This window comes from Armatimonadota bacterium (genome assembly GCA_029907255.1).
Taxonomy (GTDB): domain Bacteria; phylum Armatimonadota; class UBA5829; order DTJY01; family DTJY01; genus JAIMAU01.
Genome location: JARYMF010000001.1, coordinates 271,294 through 291,904, shown reverse-complemented (window position 1 = coordinate 291,904; position 20,611 = coordinate 271,294). Strand labels below are relative to the sequence as shown.

The window sequence follows — 20,611 nt, the reverse complement described above, 5'->3', positions numbered from 1 at the left end:
ACTTAGTGAGCACAAATAACTACAACATTATAATCGGTTAGCAACATACTCTTGATAAGATTTTGCTTATTAAAAGGCCATTGCTCATCCTAAAGTATAAAAAGTTTTGCTATCCTCCACTTCGTCAGAAAATTGACTTACATTCTTTAATTACGTAAGTCGCTGCTAAAATGCGCCGCCGTATTTCAAACTTTTAAGCAAAGTCTGTTAAACACAGAAACCCGGGCAAAGAGAAGCTACTAAAGGTAGACATATTTTGCTATCTAACATTAGCTATCTGAATATGAATACTCAATAGTGCCCTGGAATACTATTTGGTGTTGGGAAAACTCTAGAAATAGCTAATCGATAATGGCAAGCCTTTGAAGACTGCCTGAAGCCTGCTAGAAAAGCCCATATATTTCGCCATCGGGCTTTATCCCAATTTTAACTGCGGCGGGAATCTTAGGCAGACCGGGCATTGTCATAATATTTCCAGCATAGATTACGACAAACCCCGCCCCTGCGCTTACCTTTGCCTCTCGAACTGTAATCTTGAAGTTCCTGGGGCGTCCCCATACCTTTGGGTTATCTGACAAGGAGTTCTGCGTTTTGGCTACGCAAATCGGCAGGTTGCCAAACCCAAGCGACTCAATCTTTTCAATTTGGGACTCTGCTGTGGGAAGAAAGTCTGCCCCATCTGCTCCATAAAACTTCTGTGCAATAATGTTTACCTTATCTTTGATTGGCAATTCAAGGGGATATGTAAATTGGAAATTTTGCTCATTTTCACAAGCTGCAAGAACATGCTCAGCCAGCTCAATTCCACCTTCGCTTCCTTTTGCCCAAACGTCGGACAAAGCCCATTTTAAATCTGTGCTTTCACAGTAATCCGATAGTACTTTAATCTCCTCGTCGGTATCTGTAGGGAACTTGTTAATTGCAATGATTGGCTGGATACCAACATTAAGCACATTTTCACAATGCTTGTCCAAATTCTCAACACCTTTTGCAACCGCTTTAGGATTGCTAGTTTTAAGGTCATCGAGTGCAACACCCCCGTGCATCTTTAAGGCACGAATAGACGCGACAATGACGGTAGTCGCAGGCTTCAAATTAGCAACCCGACATTTTATGTTGTAGAACTTCTCTGCACCTAAATCGCTTCCGAAACCAGCTTCGGTAACGAGATAATCCGCCAACTTTAGCCCCATGCGAGTAGCGAGAACAGAATTGCATCCATGTGCTATATTTGCAAACGGTCCCCCATGAACAAATGCCGGTGTGCCTTCAAGCGTCTGCACAAGATTTGGCATTATCGCATCCTTCAACACCACAGCCATTGCATTGCTTGCCTGGAGGTCTTCTGCAGTTACCGGCTTACCATCTTTATTAAAACCGACAATTATTCGAGAAAGGCGAGCCTGGAGGTCTGCCCGGCCATTAGAAAGACACAGCAAAGCCATGACTTCGGAAGCCGTGGTTATATCAAAGCCAGATTCTCGAGGCACTCCATTCCCCTTGCCTCCAAGTCCTATCATTATAAACCTGAGAGCGCGTTCATTCATGTCCATGACGCGCTTCCAAGTGATTGAACCAATGTCAATGCCCAATTCGTTTCCTTGATAAATATGATTATCAAGCATTGCCGCGAGGAGGTTGTGAGCCGTTGTAACTGCATGCAAGTCGCCAGTGAAATGAAGGTTGATATCAGCCATTGGCACAACCTGCGCATAGCCACCACCGGTAGCGCCGCCCTTAATTCCAAAACAAGGGCCGAGTGAAGGTTCTCTAAGCGCAAGGCATGTGGACTTCCCCAATCGTCGGATTGCGTCAGCAAGGCCAATGGCGGTTGTCGTCTTGCCCTCTCCCGCCGGTGTAGGCGTTATTGCCGTCACCAAGATTAGTTTCCCATCCGGCTTAGATGTGTGACTTTCAAGCACATCCAGTTTAACTTTTGCCTTATCCCTGCCATAAAATATCAGGTCTTCTTCGGTAAGGCCTAACTCAGCAGCGACATCTTTGATATGCTTTATTTTGGCTTTTTGGGCTATTTCGACGTCTGATAACATTTTCTGATTCTCCTCGCAACAACTACTTAAATCATCAGCAAGTAAATCCTCAAGCAAAAAAGGAGTGTTTATTGGCAAAATTGCGGAATTTTATTCCTCTGATTTCTGCAAAGCTTTACGCTTTGGAGGATATTCCTCACCAGGCTTAAGCTTGGAACCAAGGCTCAAGGGCTCAATTTTTCCTGCGAACATATTCAACCATGCACTAGTATGCTCGAAACGTCGGTCAACAGGAATATGGTATTTTCTTAACTTGTCCACCCTGCGTAGTTTCTTTGCGCGCTGATATATCAGCCACCAGATGCACAAGCGCTCTGGATATACCTCGCAGTGTCCATCATCGCGTGTACCTCCACAAGGTCCGTTGCGCATTTGTTTCGGACACCTCATACAGCAGGTAAACGCATTATAGCTCAGAACACATTGACCGCAGTCCTGACATTTGAATATAGGTTTCTTTATGAGGTTTTCAGCTATCCAAACGCTTTTTTGTAACACCGGGTGCTTTTCACAGAAGCTAGCTATTTTCTCGGACAATCGGCTCATTATTTATCCCGTTTCAATTTAAAGAACTTGTTTCAATATTTGGCTTTGGTCGAGGTAACAAACCTGCCTCTTCTACAAGCCTTGGGGTTACTGATTCCCACATTACCGGCATGATGTGAATGCCCCGAACACCAGGCACTTGCATTAGGTATTTCATAATTTCAACGCACATTGCAATGCCTTCTTCCTTGGGGTCGCTTGCAGATTCCATACGTTTAATGTATTCATCAGCTATTCGCATGCCGGGTACCTCATCCCTCATGTAAAGCAGGGCTTTTGCCGAGCGAACAGGCATCACACCAGCCAAAATAAAAACTTGCTTGTCATAACCTTCATCCCTAACAGCAGACATCCATTTTTCGAACCTAGGTATATCGAAAACCGGCTGGGTTTGAATAAAGTGTACACCAGCTCGAATTTTCTTGCCTAACCTTATGATGCGCATTTCAAGCGGCTCAGCAAATGGGTTCGCCGCTCCGCCTATAAACATTCTAGGCGGCGATTTCATTTCATCACCAGACATGAACCGCCCAGCGTTCATCTCAGCAACCGCATTTATTAATTGAACCGAATCTAAATCGAACACACCTTTTGCATCAGGATGATTACCGAATTTCATGTGGTCGCCCGTAAGACACAATACATTCCTAACGCCTGCCGCATAAGCACCCAGTATATCAGACTGCTGAGCAAGACGATTTCTATCACGACATGTTATTTGCATGACAGGCTCACAGCCACCTGCAAGCGCAAATACACTAGACATCACCGAGCTCATCCGAACAATGGCAGTCTGATTATCCGTAAGATTAACGGCATCCACAACGTTTCTAAAATACTCGCACTTCCTCAGGATAGTTTCTTTATCTGCGCCCTGAGGAGGACTCATTTCTCCACATACAACAAAATGACCTTCTCTAAGGAGACGCTCAAGATTGCTGCCAGATACAAGTTCTCCCATGTACGCCTACCATGTTACTGGATTATTCCTTAACTAACTGCTGAGGCGATATTGTAACGCAGAAGACTTTTCGGCCAACCGCGAAAAACACCAGAAACTAGCTCAGCATTAAATAGCGTTGATATTGTATTTTAAGGGTTCTTGCTTGTCAAGGTTGCTAAATGCCTCTACACGGCGACCGCCCAGCTGCTAAACATCTTGTTAATCGAAGATTAAACCAATTAGCATTATTCGCTAAGAGCCCAAAATACGCTCTTGTCGCACTTTTTCATAAACTAGGATTCCAAAAGAAACACTGACGTTCAATGAAGACACCATTCCAACCATAGGGATATTTACAACATAATCACACCGTCTCATAAATTCTTCGGACAACCCCTTACCTTCGCTTCCAAGGCATAATGTAACTGCCCCTTTCATATTAACCTCAAAGTATGGAATTTTCCCCGATGCATCGGCCCCAATAATTGAAATTCCATGGGTCTTAAGCATCTTTATGGCAGAGTATGTGCTCATTCTTATAACTGGAGTAAAGAAGTTTGCTGCCATAGAAATCCTAGTAACTTCCGGAGAAAAAACAGATTCTGTTCCCCTAGATAACACAATCGCATGGACACCAGCAGCATTTGCGGTTCGTATAATAGCACCAAGATTTTGCCTATGCTGGATTTCCGGTATTAAAACAAGGAATGGGTCTACTTTTTTCCTATCGCATTCCTCTATGACGTCAATTAGCCTTGTGGGAAGCTGTGGAGCATTTGCAGAGGCAATTATGCCCATGTGCTCACCTGTAAATGACAGCTCATCAAGAGCACGCCGAGGTTTCTTTATTACTCGAACTCCTTGTTGTTCGGCAAGTTCAAATATGCGCCCCAGCCTCTTATCAATACGGGCATTTTCATCCACCAGGATTTCCCTGACAAGGCCTCCTTGCTTTAAAAGCTCAAGTACAGCATTCCGTCCCTCAACTTGGACCTTTGTCATCTCAAGAACACCAACCTTAACATATCGGCAAAATTAGGTTTATCAGGTAAATTTGAGCACATTATAATACATCCATCGCCAAGCCTGCGAACTTTGATTGCTTTTAATTCAATCTCAAAGCGATAGTAGTGTTCTTAATTGATTAACAATACCTGCCCCTGATGCGCATTGCTTACATTTTATTAAAACTTTACAAAATCTTGCTGACCTCAAAGCCTTGGCGGTATAATGCACGCTAAGTTAGAGCTCCGCCAAACAATTTCAGCAGTATACTATGGGGAAAAACAGGAAAGAAATCGCGAATACTATCTATTGCACCGATTCACCAACTTACAGCTCAGTCGAAGGTCGCCCAATAGAAGTACTTATTTTCGGCGCTGGTCCAAATACCATTCTGCTAATGGCAGGGGTACACGGTGACGAGAAGTCCGGCGTCCGATTGGTTAGACAAATAATCAGAAAAATCAAGAAACGTGACCCATGTTCTCTGACCAATCGCATCGTCGTAATGCCGCTAGTTAATCCCGATGGCTATAAAGTAGGGACCCGCAGAAATGCAAGAGGAATAGACATCAACCGCAACTTTCCTACTAGCGACTTTAGCGGCGGAGAAGGTGCCCCTGGTGGAACAAAACCTGCATCTGAACCCGAAACCAAGGCAATAATTGACGTTGTATCTCGCTTCAAGCCAAGCCTTATTATTACGCTCCACAGTTCACTTAATTGCATTAATTATAACGGCGACTCGGCAATTGAAATCGCTAACCAGATGTCGGAAATCTGCGGGCTTGAAGTTAAAGGTGACATTGGCTACCCATGCCCAGGGTCCATGGGAACTTACTATGGTTGGGAACGCGAACTGCCTGTAATTACCCTCGAACTTCCACCCGATGGCTCAGATTTAAAGCCAATCGAGCAAGCAATACTTAATGTGCTCGAACTATAGGGAAACACTAATTATCACTTTCTCTTGATTCGAGAACATAACGCTTAGTTGACCCTGCTTCTGCACATAGTTACAATAAATCTGCAAAACATAAAATTGTTTTCCATGTAAATACTTCCAACAGGAGTGCGAAGTTGAGTATTCTCCAATGGGATAAGCAATATGAAGATTTCCTCCACGACGAATCCAGACTTATAGGAGTCGCCGATTCAATTTCATTTCCCAAAACTGAGGCCGAGGTCATTGAAATTGTTCGTGCAATTTTCTCGCAAAAAGGGTTCATCACAATACAAGGTGCTCGTACGGGCATAGTTGCAGGAGCTGTGCCTCAAGGCGGCCACATCTTGAATCTAAGCCGCATGAATGAAATCGGCTCAGTCAAACGCACTAAGGATGGTGGAACTCTAACTGTTCAGCCTGGCGCAATCCTCGAAGAAATCCGAAAGGTAGTCGAAAAAGAAAGCCTCTTCTTCCCACCTGACCCCACCGAGACAACATGTTCAATTGGTGGGATGGTTTCATGCAATGCATCCGGAGCCCTCACTTTTCATTATGGACCAACCCGCAAATGGGTCGAGGCAATTCGAGTGGTCATGAGCGACGGCGACACAATTTGGCTGCGTAGAGGAGAATGCAAAGCTCAGGGGCGCTTGTTTTCACTAACAACAGAGAGCGGTCGAGTAATCAAAGGACAACTACCCTCATACTCTCTGCCTAATGTAAAGTCAGCAGCAGGCTACTATGTTAATGATAATATGGATATGCTTGACCTTTTTATTGGAATGGAAGGCACTTTGGGTGTAATCACTGAAATTGAACTGAGATTGATTCCCAAACCCAAAGCTATTAATGGCCTCACAATCTTTTTGCCGAATGAAGAGTCTGCCATAAAATTAGTCAATGTACTTAGGAATAGCTCAATACGTCCAGTAGCCATCGAGTTTTTTGATGCTAATTCGCTAAATCTATTGAGAAGCATAAAATCTGAATCATCTGCTTTTGAGAAAATCCCTGCTCTCAAACCACACTATCATTCAGCGATATATCTCGAATTTCACGCAGACAACCAGGATATTATTGACGAAGCCGTAATGCAGGCAATGGAGGCAATCATCGAACTTGGCGGAACCGATGAGGATACTTGGTATGCAACAAACGAACGTGAACTAGAACACCTTAAGGCATTTCGTCACGCCACGCCCGAGGCAGTGAATCTCCTTATAGATAAAAGAAAGAAAGAATGCCCAGAGCTGACCAAGCTTGGCACTGACATGTCAGTTCCTGATGAACGCCTTGAAGAAGCAATAGCGATGTATCAAGCTGGAGTTTTAGAGCATGAGCTTGAATCAGTAATGTTCGGGCACATCGGCAATAACCACATTCACGTGAACATTCTTCCACATAATAAGGAAGATTACGAAAGAGGCAAATTACTTTATCTCTCCTGGGCAAAGCAAGTGGTCAAATGGGGTGGTTCAGTCTCCGCTGAGCATGGGATTGGCAAACTCAAGGTGCCTTTTCTTGAGCTTATGTACGGAGCCAAAGGAATTGCCGAAATGCGCAGCCTCAAAGCTGTTTTCGATCCTAATTGCGTGTTCAATCCTGGAAACTTATTTAAACAGGCTTGAACTTTCAACACCAAATTCACTTTCAAGTTTTGTTGTACTTTTATTCGCGTACAGTTGAACAAATCAATAACCTCTTTCGTCTATTTGGAATGCAGCGAAAAAAAATACAATCATGCAAATTCCAGAAAGAAGGGAGAAAGGAATGCCGAGAAAAAGAATACTGATATCACTTATAACCTTCATAAGCGTTTTTATTTTGCTGATACTTGCGTTCGCGGCATCGGCGGAAAACACAAAAGAAGCAACAAAAATAGATCGGGTCTGCGGATTCGAAAAGCTTGCTCAGCGTTTAAACCTCACCGAGGCTCAAAAAACCGCCCTTAAATCTATCCAAGAAGATCGTCGCTCCAAAATAAAGGCAATCCTAAGCGACAAAAATCTCTCAAAAGAGCAAAAAAGGGAGAAGATTCGCCAAGTCTTGGAAGAGAGCCGTGCCCGGATTAAAAGTCTGCTTACACCGGAACAAGAGCAAAGATTAAAAGCCAATTTTCTTCTCTTGGACGCAAGATCAAAGCAATTGATGGGGCGCGCTTTTGACCCCAGAAAATCAGATGCTTTGAAGAAAAGAGCTTTGCTTTTCCACAACAAAGCTCGCCATGCAACGACCAGAATAGCAGATGCTTTGAAATTAACAGAAAAACAAAAAGAGCAGATTCGTGCGATAATGCAAAAAAATCGCGAGAAAATAAAAGCAATAATGCAAGACCAGAATCTCCCTGCGGAACAAAAGAAAGCCAAAATTCGTTCCATACGGGAAGAGTCAAAAGCTGAGATAAATAAGATTCTCACTCCTGAGCAACAAGAAAAGTTGGCAAAGTTAAAGCAAAATGCAAAAAACAAACTTCTAAAGCATAGGCTTTCAAAGAGATCGAAAGCATAGGATTCGTTATCAACAAAGCAGGCTAAAGCAAGCAGAAGTCTAAATTAACAATGCTTTAGCCTGCTTTTATTTTCAATGACCTAACAATTTGGTGCGAGGTACATTAGCTAAAATAGGTCCAATACTCCCTGCCCTGCCGCTTCTGCTTTCTTTATCCGGCTTCTTATACTAGGCTTGGGAAACAACAAGTCGAAATCATCCCCGAACGCTTCACGAAGGCGGCAAGCAAATTTGTAAAGTTTTTCAAGAAGGCGTTGGCGATCCTCATCCCCCTGATACTCTTCAATAAGGCCAAGGGAGCCATCGTTCCTTTCATATACTGTTACATAATCGCCAATTTGAATTCCCTGCGCAACAGCGGCCATTCGCTTCCTCTGCGCACTATTGAAAGTCTTCTCAGTCACGCGCTCTCGTCGTGCAAATTGCTCTACCGAAAGCAAGCCATTCTCTATTCTATGAATTAATTCTTTATAGATAAGGCTCACCCCACGCTTGTCATCGCGCAAAAGGAGATCTACGGCTTTAGAAATAAACTCCCGCCCAAACAATTCGTCAGCTCTAGAACGAACTGACGCCCCTCGAAAAATTTTCTTTCCTTCGTAGTCCACTAGGATGTAATTTTTCACCTTAAGAGATAACATTGCCGCATAGCGGCCGTCATGTACAAGATTAATACCTGGCGGAAGACTGCGTCCTATTTCTTCAACAAGCTCCTTCTCCATATCCTCGTTGGTAATTGATGGAGGCACCTGGAAATAAACGCCATCGGTGTCTATTTCAATGACGCTTCCTCCTGCTTTCTCAATTGACTCAGCTATTTGCTTTACAATCGCCTGGCCGGATGTGGTGATTTTTTCTGCAGCATCATAGTCATTGAAATTAAAAGGTGCCCCTAGGTAGCCATAAAATGAATTTATCAGTACCTTGAATGAAGCTTGCAAACCATCCCAATATGCTCTCTCACTTTCTGAGGATGATTTTGCCTTCGACTTTGCTTCAATGCGACGTTTGGTAAGCTCTGCAAGCGCCGGAAGGAATACGTCAAGCACATCGGACGCTGGTTTGATTCCTTGACTCAGCATTATGCTAGGATAAAGACTCTCGACGTCACATTTAACAACATTGCGAATAAGCCCTGCTCTCCGAAGCTCGGTATACCCACCGGGAATATCCTTAGGCGGCTTGGGTTTAGGAATTGCGCACCCACAGCGGAGGTACTCCCTAATCAAAATCGAGTTTATCTTCTCCCCCGTACCAGTAGTGGCAACTGACTGGTAAGTATCTGGAGTCATTTGTGTTAGGTAAAATTCAGGCGGACAAACAAGTGCTGCCAATCTTTGAGTTTCGCGCACGTCATGACGTGCATAAAGCTTTACTGTTTCTGGGTCGGTGGTCCATAAATCAGCAATACCATCGCCAGGGAGATAGACCCTATTTGGCTCAGAAAGACCCAATGTGATGGCACAATCTTTCAGCCCATGGCGCTCGAGGATACCTCGCGAGATGTCATACCGCTGTACAGAGAACATTGTATCTATGATGTGGCGCCCCTTGATAAACGCCGGGGTGAAAGGACGAGTATGTCCACCAATGCTACAATTTCTCTCGGGGCCAAATGTCAATTCTGTCCCATCTCTGCCAATTGCAAGTGATATACCGTACCTCCTGCACCTCGCCGATATAAATGGGAGATCAAAACCAAAAATATTATGCCCCTCTATTACATCTGGATCAATTTCATAAATCAGCCGAACAAGTTCCCTCAAGATTTCGGGTTCTTCACCCTCTATGATTTCCTCAAAACCACGGTTGTCGGATACAGCGACAATGAGAATCCTACTCGCTTCAGGCTCGGAAGAAAGACCGGCAGTCTCTATATCCACCTGCATTCGATGGACATCATTGAAAGTCATACCCTTGAACAGCGTTTTGCCGCTTAAAACAAGGAACTGTTTCTCTGCTGAAGGATATGCAAGATGGTCCACACCCTGCATGCGAAGCAAGTTACGTGCATTATTGAACTGCTCCCAGCTTGGAAATTTTACGAGGAATCTGTATCCCTCTCCCGATAACTCTACAACTTCACCCCCATTGGGAATATCCTCTTTGTTGCACACAATAAGCCATGGTGAAAATGGTTCGGTATACTTTTCGACAACGCCATGCCGCCGAATATAAAGCTCAACTTCTGTTTCGCCTGCTTCGACTGCAACAATGCCTTCTGTAGAATCAGAGCCAAACAAAATTGTTTGCGTATCTACCATCTTTAAAACTTTCAGCGCTTTTCTCGAAATTTATCAAACTTTCCTCAAGTGCGCAGCGCAAATCGATTTAAGCACTTGCAAAGACAATGTTCTAATCACATTTTAACACAACTTCAAAACACTTAGTAACCAAGGAACTAAGGCTGGAATTTGCTTCAACCCATTTTTGAAAAATAAGATTAGGGTTAAATGGCTAAGTTTATTATTGATAATAAACCCAGCCAAAGCAAGTTTATTTTCCCCCATATCTAGGGTGTTAAAGAATGCTCTAGCTCTAGACCATTTGTGGAAGCGATAACTTTGAGCTAGGAGGAATTTTTAGTTTCATGTTGAATGACCATATAAGAAACATTAGAAAGGAAGCTAACTGTGGAAACCACAGAAGCGCTTTCTCCAATTCTACGATATGGGCTAATATTTCTTTTTCTTACATACTATATCGCCAGCTGGATACTCTCTACTCTTATTGGTGAATGCGAGGTTCGCCGCCGCATATTACGTTGGGCATACATTCCACTACTGATTGTTGGAGCTATATGTGGTGCTTGTCTCTACTTTAAATGCGCCCAAGGACCGCTGGTGTTAAAAGCCTTCCTCATAACTGTCGGACTCAGTATAGGTGGTGCAATTCTTTTTAGCATATGGCTACAACGTGGCGGCGGCAAAGAAATGCTTTATGTACCAATAGCTTTTGCAAGATTTGGAATCGATAACCCCGGTGAAGTAACTTATGCAGTTTCAGATTTGGCATCTGGAAAACCTGATTTTAGGCGTGATTTCGTACTCTCTCTACTACCTGCGCTATTCGCCATAATGACCATTATTCTTCTAATTTGGGAAACCTCGAGGCCGTTGAGCAGTTAAGCAAAAGCAAAGTTGATTTTTAAAAACTATGGATTTGGCTGCATTTCTTGATAACTTTCGCAAATCCCACAGCTATCAAGGCCAGATAGTACATATTCACCGCGTTCCAAAACGAGAAGCTGTCTACTGTGAGCTTTCCAATCCTCTGCCTGATGAACTTGCCTCCGCATTGAGGAAAATAGGAATCTCAAAGCTTTACTCTCACCAAGTCAATGCGATTGAGAATGTCCGTAATGGAAAAAGCATAGTTGTCGTAACAGGCACTGCAAGTGGAAAGACACTTTGTTATAACATTCCGGTGCTCGAGACATTACTTAACGAGCCTACCGCAAAGGCGTTTTATATTTTTCCTACCAAAGCTCTCGCCCAAGACCAGCTTCGTGGACTAAGAAGATGGGCAGAGCTCGAACCGACTCTTGCTCAAATTATGAAGACTGGCACTTATGATGGTGATACGCCGCCGACAACTCGTCGAAAACTTCGAGACGAGGCAAGCATCATCCTCACTAACCCCGATATGCTTCACCAAGGAATCCTTCCATATCACACAAGATGGAACCGTTTCTTTGCCGACTTACGCTACATAATCATCGACGAAATTCACGCATATCGCGGTGTATTTGGTTCGAATGTCGCCAACGTTATCAGGCGGCTAAATCGAGTTTGCGATTTTTACGGCTCAAAACCCCAATTTATATGCTGTTCGGCGACAATCGCCAATCCGACAGAACTTGCGCAGAAACTAACGGGCGTCTCAATGAAGCTTATTGACAATGATGGCTCGCCACGGGGAGAAAAGCTATTTGTATTTTGGAACCCACCAGTAATTGACGTGGGGGCAATGGAACGACGAAGTTCCAACATTGAAGCACAACTTTTAATGACAGAGCTTATTAAAAGCGGCATTCAAACAATTACATTTGGCAGAGCACGCATTGTCGCCGAATTAATGTACAGATATGTGCGAGATTCTTTGAAGCGAAAAAAGCCCGAACTCGCAGACAAGGTTAGGCCATACCGAGGCGGTTACCTGCCTGAAGAACGCCGCAAGATTGAGCAGCAATTATTTTCCGGCGAACTATTGGGGGTAACGAGCACAAATGCTCTGGAGCTTGGCATAGATATCGGTAGCCTAGATGCTTCAATAATTGTCGGCTTTCCAGGAACGATTGCCAGCACATGGCAACAAGCAGGACGAGCAGGTCGCGGTTCAGAAGAATCGCTTGCTGTATTTATAGCTTACAACGACCCAATAGACCAATACCTTGTAAAACACCCAGATTACTTCTTTGGTCAATCGCCCGAAAGTGCCATAATTGACCCGCAAAATCCTTATATTCTTGCCAATCATCTGCGATGTGCCGCTTTCGAACTACCGCTCAAGCAAAATGATTCGCTCTATTTTGGCACCCAAATGCATGCGATTGCTGAAGCCATCGAAGAAGAAGGAAATCTAAAGAAGATTGATGGTGCTTGGTATTACGCCAGTACCGAATTTCCTGCAAAAGATGTAAATCTCCGCACAATATCTGAAAACACCTTCACCATTGTAGAGCTACCCACTGCAATTCAAAGTAAGAGATTGGACGATGTAGAGTTCACAACATCCGGCATATATCCTAGTTCATCCCAAACCCCCGAACAGCCTCGCGTTATTGGCGAAGTAGACTCGATTAGCGCTCCAGAAATCCTTTACCCTGAAGCAGTATATATGCATGAAGGCGAAACGTACTTGGTGGATGAGCTAGATTTGCAGGGCAAGGTCGCCTATGTGCGCCGCGCTGAAGTTGACTACTATACTCAAGCTATTCTCGATTCCAGCATTAGAATAAATAATACGACAAGTGAATCACTTGATTCCTTTCCTCTTAAAAAGGAATGGTCCAAATGCCTGGTATATTATGGCCCAGCAATTGTTACTTGGGCAACGACCGGCTTCAAGAAGATTAAGTTCTACAGTCTTGACAGCATTGGATACGGTAAAGTAAACCTGCCTCCCCAGCACTTGGAGACAATGGCACTTTGGATAATACCGCCTAAAGATTTGCTTGATGAAATTCAAACCAGGGGACTTAAACCAGTTGAGGGCCTTGTTGGAATACGAAATCTTGCTGTGCATGTCCTACCTCTTTTTGCCATGTGTGACAAGCAAGACATCGGTGGTATAGTGGACAGTTCGAATACCGGATTACCGACAATTTTCATCTACGACCGATATCCTGGAGGGCTTGGATTCGCCGAGAAAGGATACAAAACAATAGAAGATTTAATGTATTCCTGCCTGGAAGTAATTAATGGGTGCGAATGTGAGGAAGGTTGTCCTTCGTGCGTTGGCATTCCAATTCTCCGCCCACCAATTCATACTGACCCAGATATATTTGGCGCCTCGCCAATTCCTAATAAAGAAGCTGCGAAGGTGATTTTAGAGAACCTGTGCAATTCTTGAAAGCAAAACTAAAATCAATTATGAAAACTGAATTCATTTCGAGGACGCCGTCTAGGATAAAAGCAGGAAAAGAGTTCTGCTTTAGCGAAAAGGGAGCAATAACTATGAGGAATCTATTCGTGATACTAGCAATGATTCTTTACTTAGCCCTTACTCCGAGCCATGCGCAAGTTTCTGCGACCACCAAAGCGAAGCCTAGGCGACCAATAGTTGTAGCGAACTACTACACCTGGTACACAACCCCATGGGGCGCAGGTGGCCAATGGGGTCATTGGGCATGCAACAAGCCAAGTGAGATACTCCCCAGAGCTAGCGATCCGAATATACTTTTATTTCCGCCGGCAATCCGTGAGATATGCTCTGCTGTTTACCCGCTTGTCGGTCCTTATGATAGCATGAACAAGGATATCGTTCGCTGGCACATTCGTCTTGCCAAAGCCGCAGGAATCGACGCATTCATGGTGGATTGGTGGGGACCAGCAACCTGGCAAAAACCATCCGGATGGACACATGACGTTTTCGTTAAAACAATTTTACCGATTGCAGAGGAAGAAAATTTCAAGGTTTTCCTTTTTGATGAAACGCCTCAATTCGTCGATGATTTTGAAACTATCAAAAAGTGGACAGCACAATATCTCAAACAATTCAAAAACAGCCCTGCCTGGTTTCATATTGACAACAAGCCAGTTTGGGCAGTTTATCAGCTTTGGGAAGGGAAGCTCACTGCAGCGCAAGGAAAAGAACTAATAGAGCACGTGGAGAAAGAAGTTGGCCCAGTTTACTGGATAGTGGACAAAATGCGCGGTCGCATGGGAGAGAATGGCTTCGAACTTTTTACACCAAACGACTGGCTGGCAATTCCACAAATCGACTGCATCATGGGATATGCAATGTTCTCAACCTGGCGCATGCACGAATATAAAGAAATTGCACCAGTTTACAAGAAATATGCTGAAACGATTCATAATGCCGGCAAAAAAGTCATGCTTCCAGTTCATCCAGGCCATGATAACCGAAAAATAGCTGAAAAATCCTACGTAATGCCAAGGAGAAATGGACAGACGCTCAAAGATTTCTGGAGAGCAGCTTTGGAGGCAGGCGCTGACTTTATAGAGATTACGTCATGGAATGAATGGCCTGAGTCCACGGTTGTGGAGCCAGCGCTCACATGGGCAGACCCGTACTTATATCTAAAAATTATCTCCGCTTTTCAAGGTAAGAAGTTCAAAGCTCCACCTCTGCCGCCGTTTGAATCGCTTGACCCAGCAATGCAAGAATACCTACAGGCAAAAGACATCCGTAACCAGTAATAATACCTGATTTGAGCAAAAAATTATTCACAAACTGATAAGTCGGAAGTATAATAGATAAAATATAAATAGAGTCCTTGCCAGCTCGATACCTATGTACCCCACAGCAACCCAAAATTGGCAGAACTCCTGCAATTAATCTTATGGGGGGTGCTTATACATGAAACGCCTAGGACTGCATGCACTCACTATCCTACTCGCAATAGCCGTTCCCCTAGCGTGCGTTGGCTCGCCAAAATTTGACGATGACACCAAGGGCCATCCTGATTTCGATAGAATGGCAACGCAAAGAGGCGGTCGTTGGCAGCGGCCACTGATGCCGCTATTCGAAGAAGCAGCTGCACGCCATGATGTCCCCTTGCCTTTGTTGCTGACCCTAGGATACTTCGGCAGTGCATTCGAAAACCGCGGAGATGCTCCGACTATCGAGGGAGGTTACGGAGTAATGGCACTCCGCGAAAACAAAACAGGCGGAAAATCACTTGCCGAGGGAGAAGAACTCACCAAGACTCCAAAGGAAAAGCTAAAAGTAGACCCCAAAGAAAATATTAACGCAGCAGCGGCAGTATTAGCCCACTACGCAAAAAAACAAGGGATTGATAAAAGCAAAGGTCTGGAAGCCTGGCTCGGACCAGTAATTGAATACGCAGGCTTGGAAGAAGAATTCAGCCGCCTGTTTGCGATGGAAATATTCCAGAAGCTTCAAAGTGGGCTGGATTGGACCAACTCGTCTGGAGAGCGATTCTACTTCCCTCCTCAGGACATCGGTGCAGTTGACCTAAATTCACTCATACCTAGAGAAGCGGTTCGGATAACGAACATAAGTGATGCTACACCAGCAGCAGAATTAGGCGGCGATATCCCCCCAATTGTTGGTTCGAGCGATTATCCGCCGGCCATATGGTACCCAGCCGCAAGTTGCAATTACTCCGCATACTATACCGCAAAAGACACTATCGTTGTCCATACCATCGAAGGAACTGCAGCAGGTTGTCTTTCATGGTTTAGGAATTGCAACGCCCAAGTTTCCGCTCACTATGTGGTCTCAGAAGCTGGCACAGTTTGGCAATGCGTCGACGAAGACTACGTAGCATGGCACGTAAGCTGCTACAATTCGCGCTCTATTGGAATCGAACACGAAGGCTATGCAGCATCACCAAGCCATCCAAAAAGTCTCTATGACGCATCAGGATTGCTTGCCCGCGATATTTGCAATGATTGGGGCATTCCTAAAGAAAAACGAACAGTTGGACCAGGAATTCTTGGCCACATTGACGTCACTCGATGTTGTTGCGGCACGCATACCGACCCAGGCAACGGCTGGGACTGGAATTACTACATTAGCGTAGTGCAAGGCGTACCAACCTGGGCTGCTAGTTTCCACGCGCAATCTTACCCATCTACTATGACTGCAGGCAGCACCGCAATTGCTTGGGTCGAGTTTGTAAACACCGGCACGGGTGCATGGCATCACAGCGAAACCTATTTAGGAACATCGAGTCCCCGAGACCGAATTAGCCCCTTCTGCAACCCAAGCAACTGGCCTTCTTGCAATCGTCCGACCGACGTAGACCAATGGGAGGTAACTCAAGGTAATATCGGACGTTTCACATTTATATTAAAAGCACCAACAACCCCAGGCACATATGTTGAAAAATTCCAGCTAGTTCGAGAAGGCATAACCTGGTTTGGCCCGGAGATTACATGGACAATTACTGTAACCCCAGCAAAAGGTAACCTAACAGGCACAGTCCGCAACGCCGCAAATGGACAGCCAATTTCAGGTGCAACTGTTGCCATATCCGGAGGACCATCAACTACCACCAACAGTTCGGGTGTATATACCTTTAATGATCTTGACCCTGCAACATACACATTAAATGTTTCAAAGGCCGGCTTCAACCCCGCCAGCGATACAGCCATTGTGACTGCTGGTCAAACAACCACAAAAGACTTCAACTTAGTCTCAACGGATACCACTCCGCCCTCCGCGCCAACAGGGCTGACAGCAACCAGTATATCTCCGTCCCAAATCAACCTATCATGGAATGCTTCAACAGACTCTGGCGGCGCTGGGCTAGCAGGATATATAATCTTCCGCAACAATGCAGAGGTTGGCAGAACATCAGCCACCACTTACCAAGACAATGGCTTAACGCAGAATACAACCTACAGCTATTATGTCAAGGCATACGACAACGCCAACAATGTTTCTGGTCCATCAAACACCGCTGTCGCATCAACTCAACCTGGCACGGTTGCTATTTTCCAAGATGGTTTTGCAACAATAGATCCAAATCTTTGGACAGCTATCGTCCAAAGCCCAATGCCCGGACCATACCCTCCTGTTTGGGATGGAAGTGTTAACCACGGTACATTCCCTGGCAGCGGTTCGATAAAAACGCTAAGCTCTAGCGACCCTAATCAAGGCTGTCTGCTAGGGCACACTTTCAACCCGCCTTTCCAAGCAGCAAAATTTGAAAGCTGGTTTTATGATACCTCGGCAAACAACAACAGCCGTCAAGGCCTTGAAATACGATGCCACGATAACTCCGGCGGAATCAAAGCGATTTATTACCTAGGGACATACTCTGCTTCGCCGGGCTCGTTCAGCACATACAGCGCTGGATACTACAAGGTGTGCGGAACGGGATGCACAGGTTGGTATTGGCCAGGAGCCGCCTGCAAACCACGATCGGTCGGCTGGCATAAGTTCACAATTGAATTCCTGCCGTATACGGGCAGCGGCGATGTTAAATATTATATCGACGACACTTTGGTCTGCACCACGGACCGTACATTAGACACTCAAACATATGGCTTGACAATGGTCGCATATGGATACCACTACCGTGTAAACCAAGAAGGCTGGTTTGACGACTGCGCTATGTATGCGTCAGCTCCATATGCTCCAACTATGGGCACTCCTGTCGCCCTTTCCACCAATTCAATAAGATGGGTATTGACTGATAATTCTAATAATGAAACAGGATTCCTGATAGTCGATTCAGCACAGACAGTTAAAGCATCAGCACCTGTTCAAAATGGCACTGGCGGAACAGTCAATATCACAGAAGGTGGCCTATCTCCAAATACTCCATACACACGATACGCCAAGGCATACAACGGCACGCTAAACAGCGTTTCTTCAGCGCCAGCGACACGATGGACCCTTTCCAACCCACCAACACCTGCCAATGTCGTGTGCAACCGTACAATTGGAACATGGTACAATACGCCAACATTTAGCTTCACAGCTGTTGGAGGGTTTGGTCAAGGAACTGTAAGCGAATATAGATATGCCTGGGACACTAGTCCCACTCATACGTGGACCGGCTCTGAACCAGTATGGAATTCCGGCAACCTAATTCTCACAGCGTCAACACCTGGCAGTTACTACTTGCACATAAAAGGCTTCAACGGCGAGGGAGTGGCAAATGGTACACTCGACCTTGGACCGTTCATGTTTGACGATAATCCGCCGTCTAATCCAATATCAGCTTCGGAAACACACGGCGCACAAAATGGAACATGGCAATCAACGATTGCTGACCCAGCGTTCACATGGACCGGTGCAGAGGATAGCGATTCTGGCATAGCTGGCTATTTCGTCTACTTCGGCACTTCCGAACTTGGAACATCCGACACCATAGTCAGTGAAGCATCTTTCGATCCACCTGCCGTTGATACCGGAACATATTATCTCAGGATTCGCGCTAAGGACTTCGCTGGAAATACTGCGGATGAATGGAAAACGCTTTTCATATTTAAATATGACTCCAATCCTCCAAACACACCTATCGTTGAAGATGATGGACAATATAGTGGATCAAGAACGAAGCTCCATGCAACCTGGAGGTCCACTGATGCTCACTCCGGCATAGCTGAATATATGTATGCTGTTGGTACTTCGCCAGGCGATACCAGCATCGTTAATTGGACTTCGGCTGGTGCAAGCGATGAAGCCATCATCACCATTCCCAGCCCTGGTCTGAGTATCGGCACCACATATTATATTTCTGTCAAAGCGAAAGATTCAGCAGGCAACTGGAGTAACATAGGATCATCTGATGGAATTCAAGTTGTTGCTGAATCTCCCACAATTGCATATGCTAAAGGATTAGCCAATGCTACACCTGTAGCGCTAACAAACAAGATAGTGACCGCAACATTTGCAAACGGCTTCTATATCGAAGAAGCTGACCGATCATCTGGCATTCTTGTTCTCGGCCCCGGTCCGAATCCAGGAGCTCTTGTGACAGTGGGCGGAACGCTTGGGACAAATGCGTCAGGCGAGCGGGCAATAGTGGACGCAGCGACAATAGTGGAAGCCGAGCCCGATCCAAACCGCATTCCCAAACCACTCTTTATGATTGGCAATGCTCTTGGCGGCGATTGGTTCAACGCCGAAACGCCCGGCGTAACAGGGTCAATCGCCCTCAATAACATTGGGCTGCTAGTGACTATCTGCGGCAGGGTTGAATCCATTGGCGAACAAGAGTTCCTAATAAATGACGGCTCCACTGCGTCTCCAATAAAGGCAATAGCGTCAGGGATTAATGTAGGCAGCCTAATCGCTGAAGATGATTTCGTTGTTGTCACTGGAATCTCATCTCTCGAACTCGATGACGGCGTCTTCAAGCCGCTGCTTCGCGTTCGGACTGCGGAGGATATAGAAAAGAAAAATTAAACGTAAATACCAAGCAGTACGATAAATTGACAAGAACCTAAAGGCTAGATAGTCTAACCACTTCGCCGGTTTCGATAGAACGAAGAGCCGCAATGCTCACGGCAAGAGCAATCCGGCCATCCTTACCGGTGACTTCAGGCTCTCTGCCCTCACGTACTGCATCTACCATGTCATTTATGCGCACAGTTGAACCTGGGGGATTTGGCGGCAGATCGCAGGTATTCTTTTCTGAGCCCGAGATTATCTCTAGCTTACTGCCCAGCGGGCGCACGGCAAGATTTGGACCAACCAAAAGCTCACTTCCCAAGCTAGTAAATCCTTCTGGCATTCCCCAGTTTACAAGGACATTCAATACATGACCACCGCTCATCTCTACAATAATGTCAGCCGTGTCTATTGCTAGGTCATCAATCCCCAACAAGCGCTCTTTACCTTTACCAAAGATATGTCCGCGTGCAAAAACACTAACTGGTTCCTCTCTTGTAATCCACCGCATCAAATCGAAAAAATGTCCAGCCATATCTATTATTGGTCCGCCGTTCATTGAGCACCTATGCATTGCAATCTTAGGTCGTACTTCGCGAATATCTTCAAATCGAGCAAAAATAGGCCCACCAAATGCACCCTGCTGGAAAATTTCTTTGTATCGAATATTTTTTGCTAATCCACGATATTGGAACGAGGTGGATAAAAATACATTGTTCTTTTTTGCAATGCGAATCATTTCATCCGCCTGCTCAAGCGTCAAAGCAAGTGGCTTCTCGCAAAGAATGTGTCTACCGAATTTTGCAGCAAAGCATGCAATTTCCGAGTGAAAGCATACTGGCGTGCAGATTGAAACAATATTCACGCCTTCATGAAGAATTGCATCTTGATAATTTTCATAGGCAACAGCGCCAGTCTTTTGAGCAAGCGAATTTCTCCTCTCCTCGATTGGGTCGCAGACGGAAACAACTCTCACATCGCCGCGGCTCACCCACCCAGCCGCATGTTGATTCCCCATTTGCCCACATCCTACGATGCATACCTTTATTTCCATAA

At 45.2% G+C, this 20,611-nt stretch carries 13 protein-coding genes; 7 read left to right on the top strand and 6 right to left on the bottom strand.

From position 1 onward, the window contains the following. Positions 1–383: 383 nt before the first annotated feature. The 4 genes from QHH26_01135 to rlmB form a co-directional block, all read right to left on the bottom strand. Positions 384–2,051, bottom strand: a complete 1,668-nt coding sequence (locus QHH26_01135) for a formate--tetrahydrofolate ligase (protein MDH7480562.1) — start codon at positions 2,049–2,051, stop codon at positions 384–386. Positions 2,052–2,141: 90 nt separating this feature from the next. Beyond that, positions 2,142–2,597 carry a methylenetetrahydrofolate reductase C-terminal domain-containing protein gene (locus QHH26_01130; protein ID MDH7480561.1) on the bottom strand — a complete coding sequence of 152 codons (456 nt, stop codon included), beginning with the start codon at positions 2,595–2,597 and terminating at the stop codon, positions 2,142–2,144. Between the two features lie 13 nt (positions 2,598–2,610). Next, a complete protein-coding gene (locus QHH26_01125) occupies positions 2,611–3,558 on the bottom strand; it encodes a methylenetetrahydrofolate reductase (GenBank protein ID MDH7480560.1) in 948 nt (315 codons plus the stop codon). 234 nt (positions 3,559–3,792) lie between these two features. After that, complete coding sequence (gene rlmB, locus QHH26_01120) at positions 3,793–4,542, bottom strand: 23S rRNA (guanosine(2251)-2'-O)-methyltransferase RlmB (protein MDH7480559.1); 750 nt, start codon at positions 4,540–4,542, stop codon at positions 3,793–3,795. 274 nt (positions 4,543–4,816) lie between these two features. On the opposite strand from rlmB, the gene QHH26_01115 reads away from it, so the two are divergent. The 3 genes from QHH26_01115 (at position 4,817) to QHH26_01105 (ending at position 7,996) form a co-directional block, all read left to right on the top strand. After that, complete coding sequence (locus tag QHH26_01115; protein ID MDH7480558.1) at positions 4,817–5,488, top strand: M14 family zinc carboxypeptidase; 672 nt, start codon at positions 4,817–4,819, stop codon at positions 5,486–5,488. Positions 5,489–5,622: 134 nt separating this feature from the next. Further along, positions 5,623–7,116: an FAD-binding oxidoreductase gene (locus QHH26_01110; GenBank protein ID MDH7480557.1), complete on the top strand. Its 1,494-nt coding sequence runs from the start codon at positions 5,623–5,625 to the stop codon at positions 7,114–7,116. A gap of 142 nt (positions 7,117–7,258) precedes the next feature. Further along, positions 7,259–7,996 (top strand): hypothetical protein, encoded by a 738-nt coding sequence (locus QHH26_01105; GenBank protein MDH7480556.1) that lies wholly within the window; start codon positions 7,259–7,261, stop codon positions 7,994–7,996. 107 nt (positions 7,997–8,103) lie between these two features. Here QHH26_01105 and QHH26_01100 read toward each other — a convergent pair whose 3' ends face one another. Continuing rightward, positions 8,104–10,260: a DNA polymerase domain-containing protein gene (locus QHH26_01100; protein ID MDH7480555.1), complete on the bottom strand. Its 2,157-nt coding sequence runs from the start codon at positions 10,258–10,260 to the stop codon at positions 8,104–8,106. A gap of 369 nt (positions 10,261–10,629) precedes the next feature. Here QHH26_01100 and QHH26_01095 point away from each other — a divergent pair, with 369 nt between their 5' ends. From QHH26_01095 to QHH26_01080, 4 genes are all read left to right on the top strand, one after another. Next, positions 10,630–11,124 (top strand): hypothetical protein, encoded by a 495-nt coding sequence (locus tag QHH26_01095; GenBank protein MDH7480554.1) that lies wholly within the window; start codon positions 10,630–10,632, stop codon positions 11,122–11,124. Between the two features lie 28 nt (positions 11,125–11,152). Then, positions 11,153–13,570 (top strand): DEAD/DEAH box helicase, encoded by a 2,418-nt coding sequence (locus tag QHH26_01090; protein ID MDH7480553.1) that lies wholly within the window; start codon positions 11,153–11,155, stop codon positions 13,568–13,570. A gap of 104 nt (positions 13,571–13,674) precedes the next feature. Then, positions 13,675–14,880, top strand: coding sequence for an endo-1,3-alpha-glucanase family glycosylhydrolase (locus QHH26_01085; protein MDH7480552.1), 1,206 nt, complete (start codon positions 13,675–13,677; stop codon positions 14,878–14,880). Positions 14,881–15,040: 160 nt separating this feature from the next. Then, entirely contained in the window at positions 15,041–19,570 is a 4,530-nt protein-coding gene (locus tag QHH26_01080; protein MDH7480551.1) for an N-acetylmuramoyl-L-alanine amidase, read from the top strand. A 37-nt stretch (positions 19,571–19,607) separates the two neighbouring features. On the opposite strand, the gene QHH26_01075 is transcribed toward QHH26_01080, so the two are convergent. Next, on the bottom strand, positions 19,608–20,609 hold the full coding sequence (locus QHH26_01075; protein ID MDH7480550.1) for a Gfo/Idh/MocA family oxidoreductase: 1,002 nt from the start codon (positions 20,607–20,609) through the stop codon (positions 19,608–19,610). Positions 20,610–20,611: the final 2 nt, after the last annotated feature.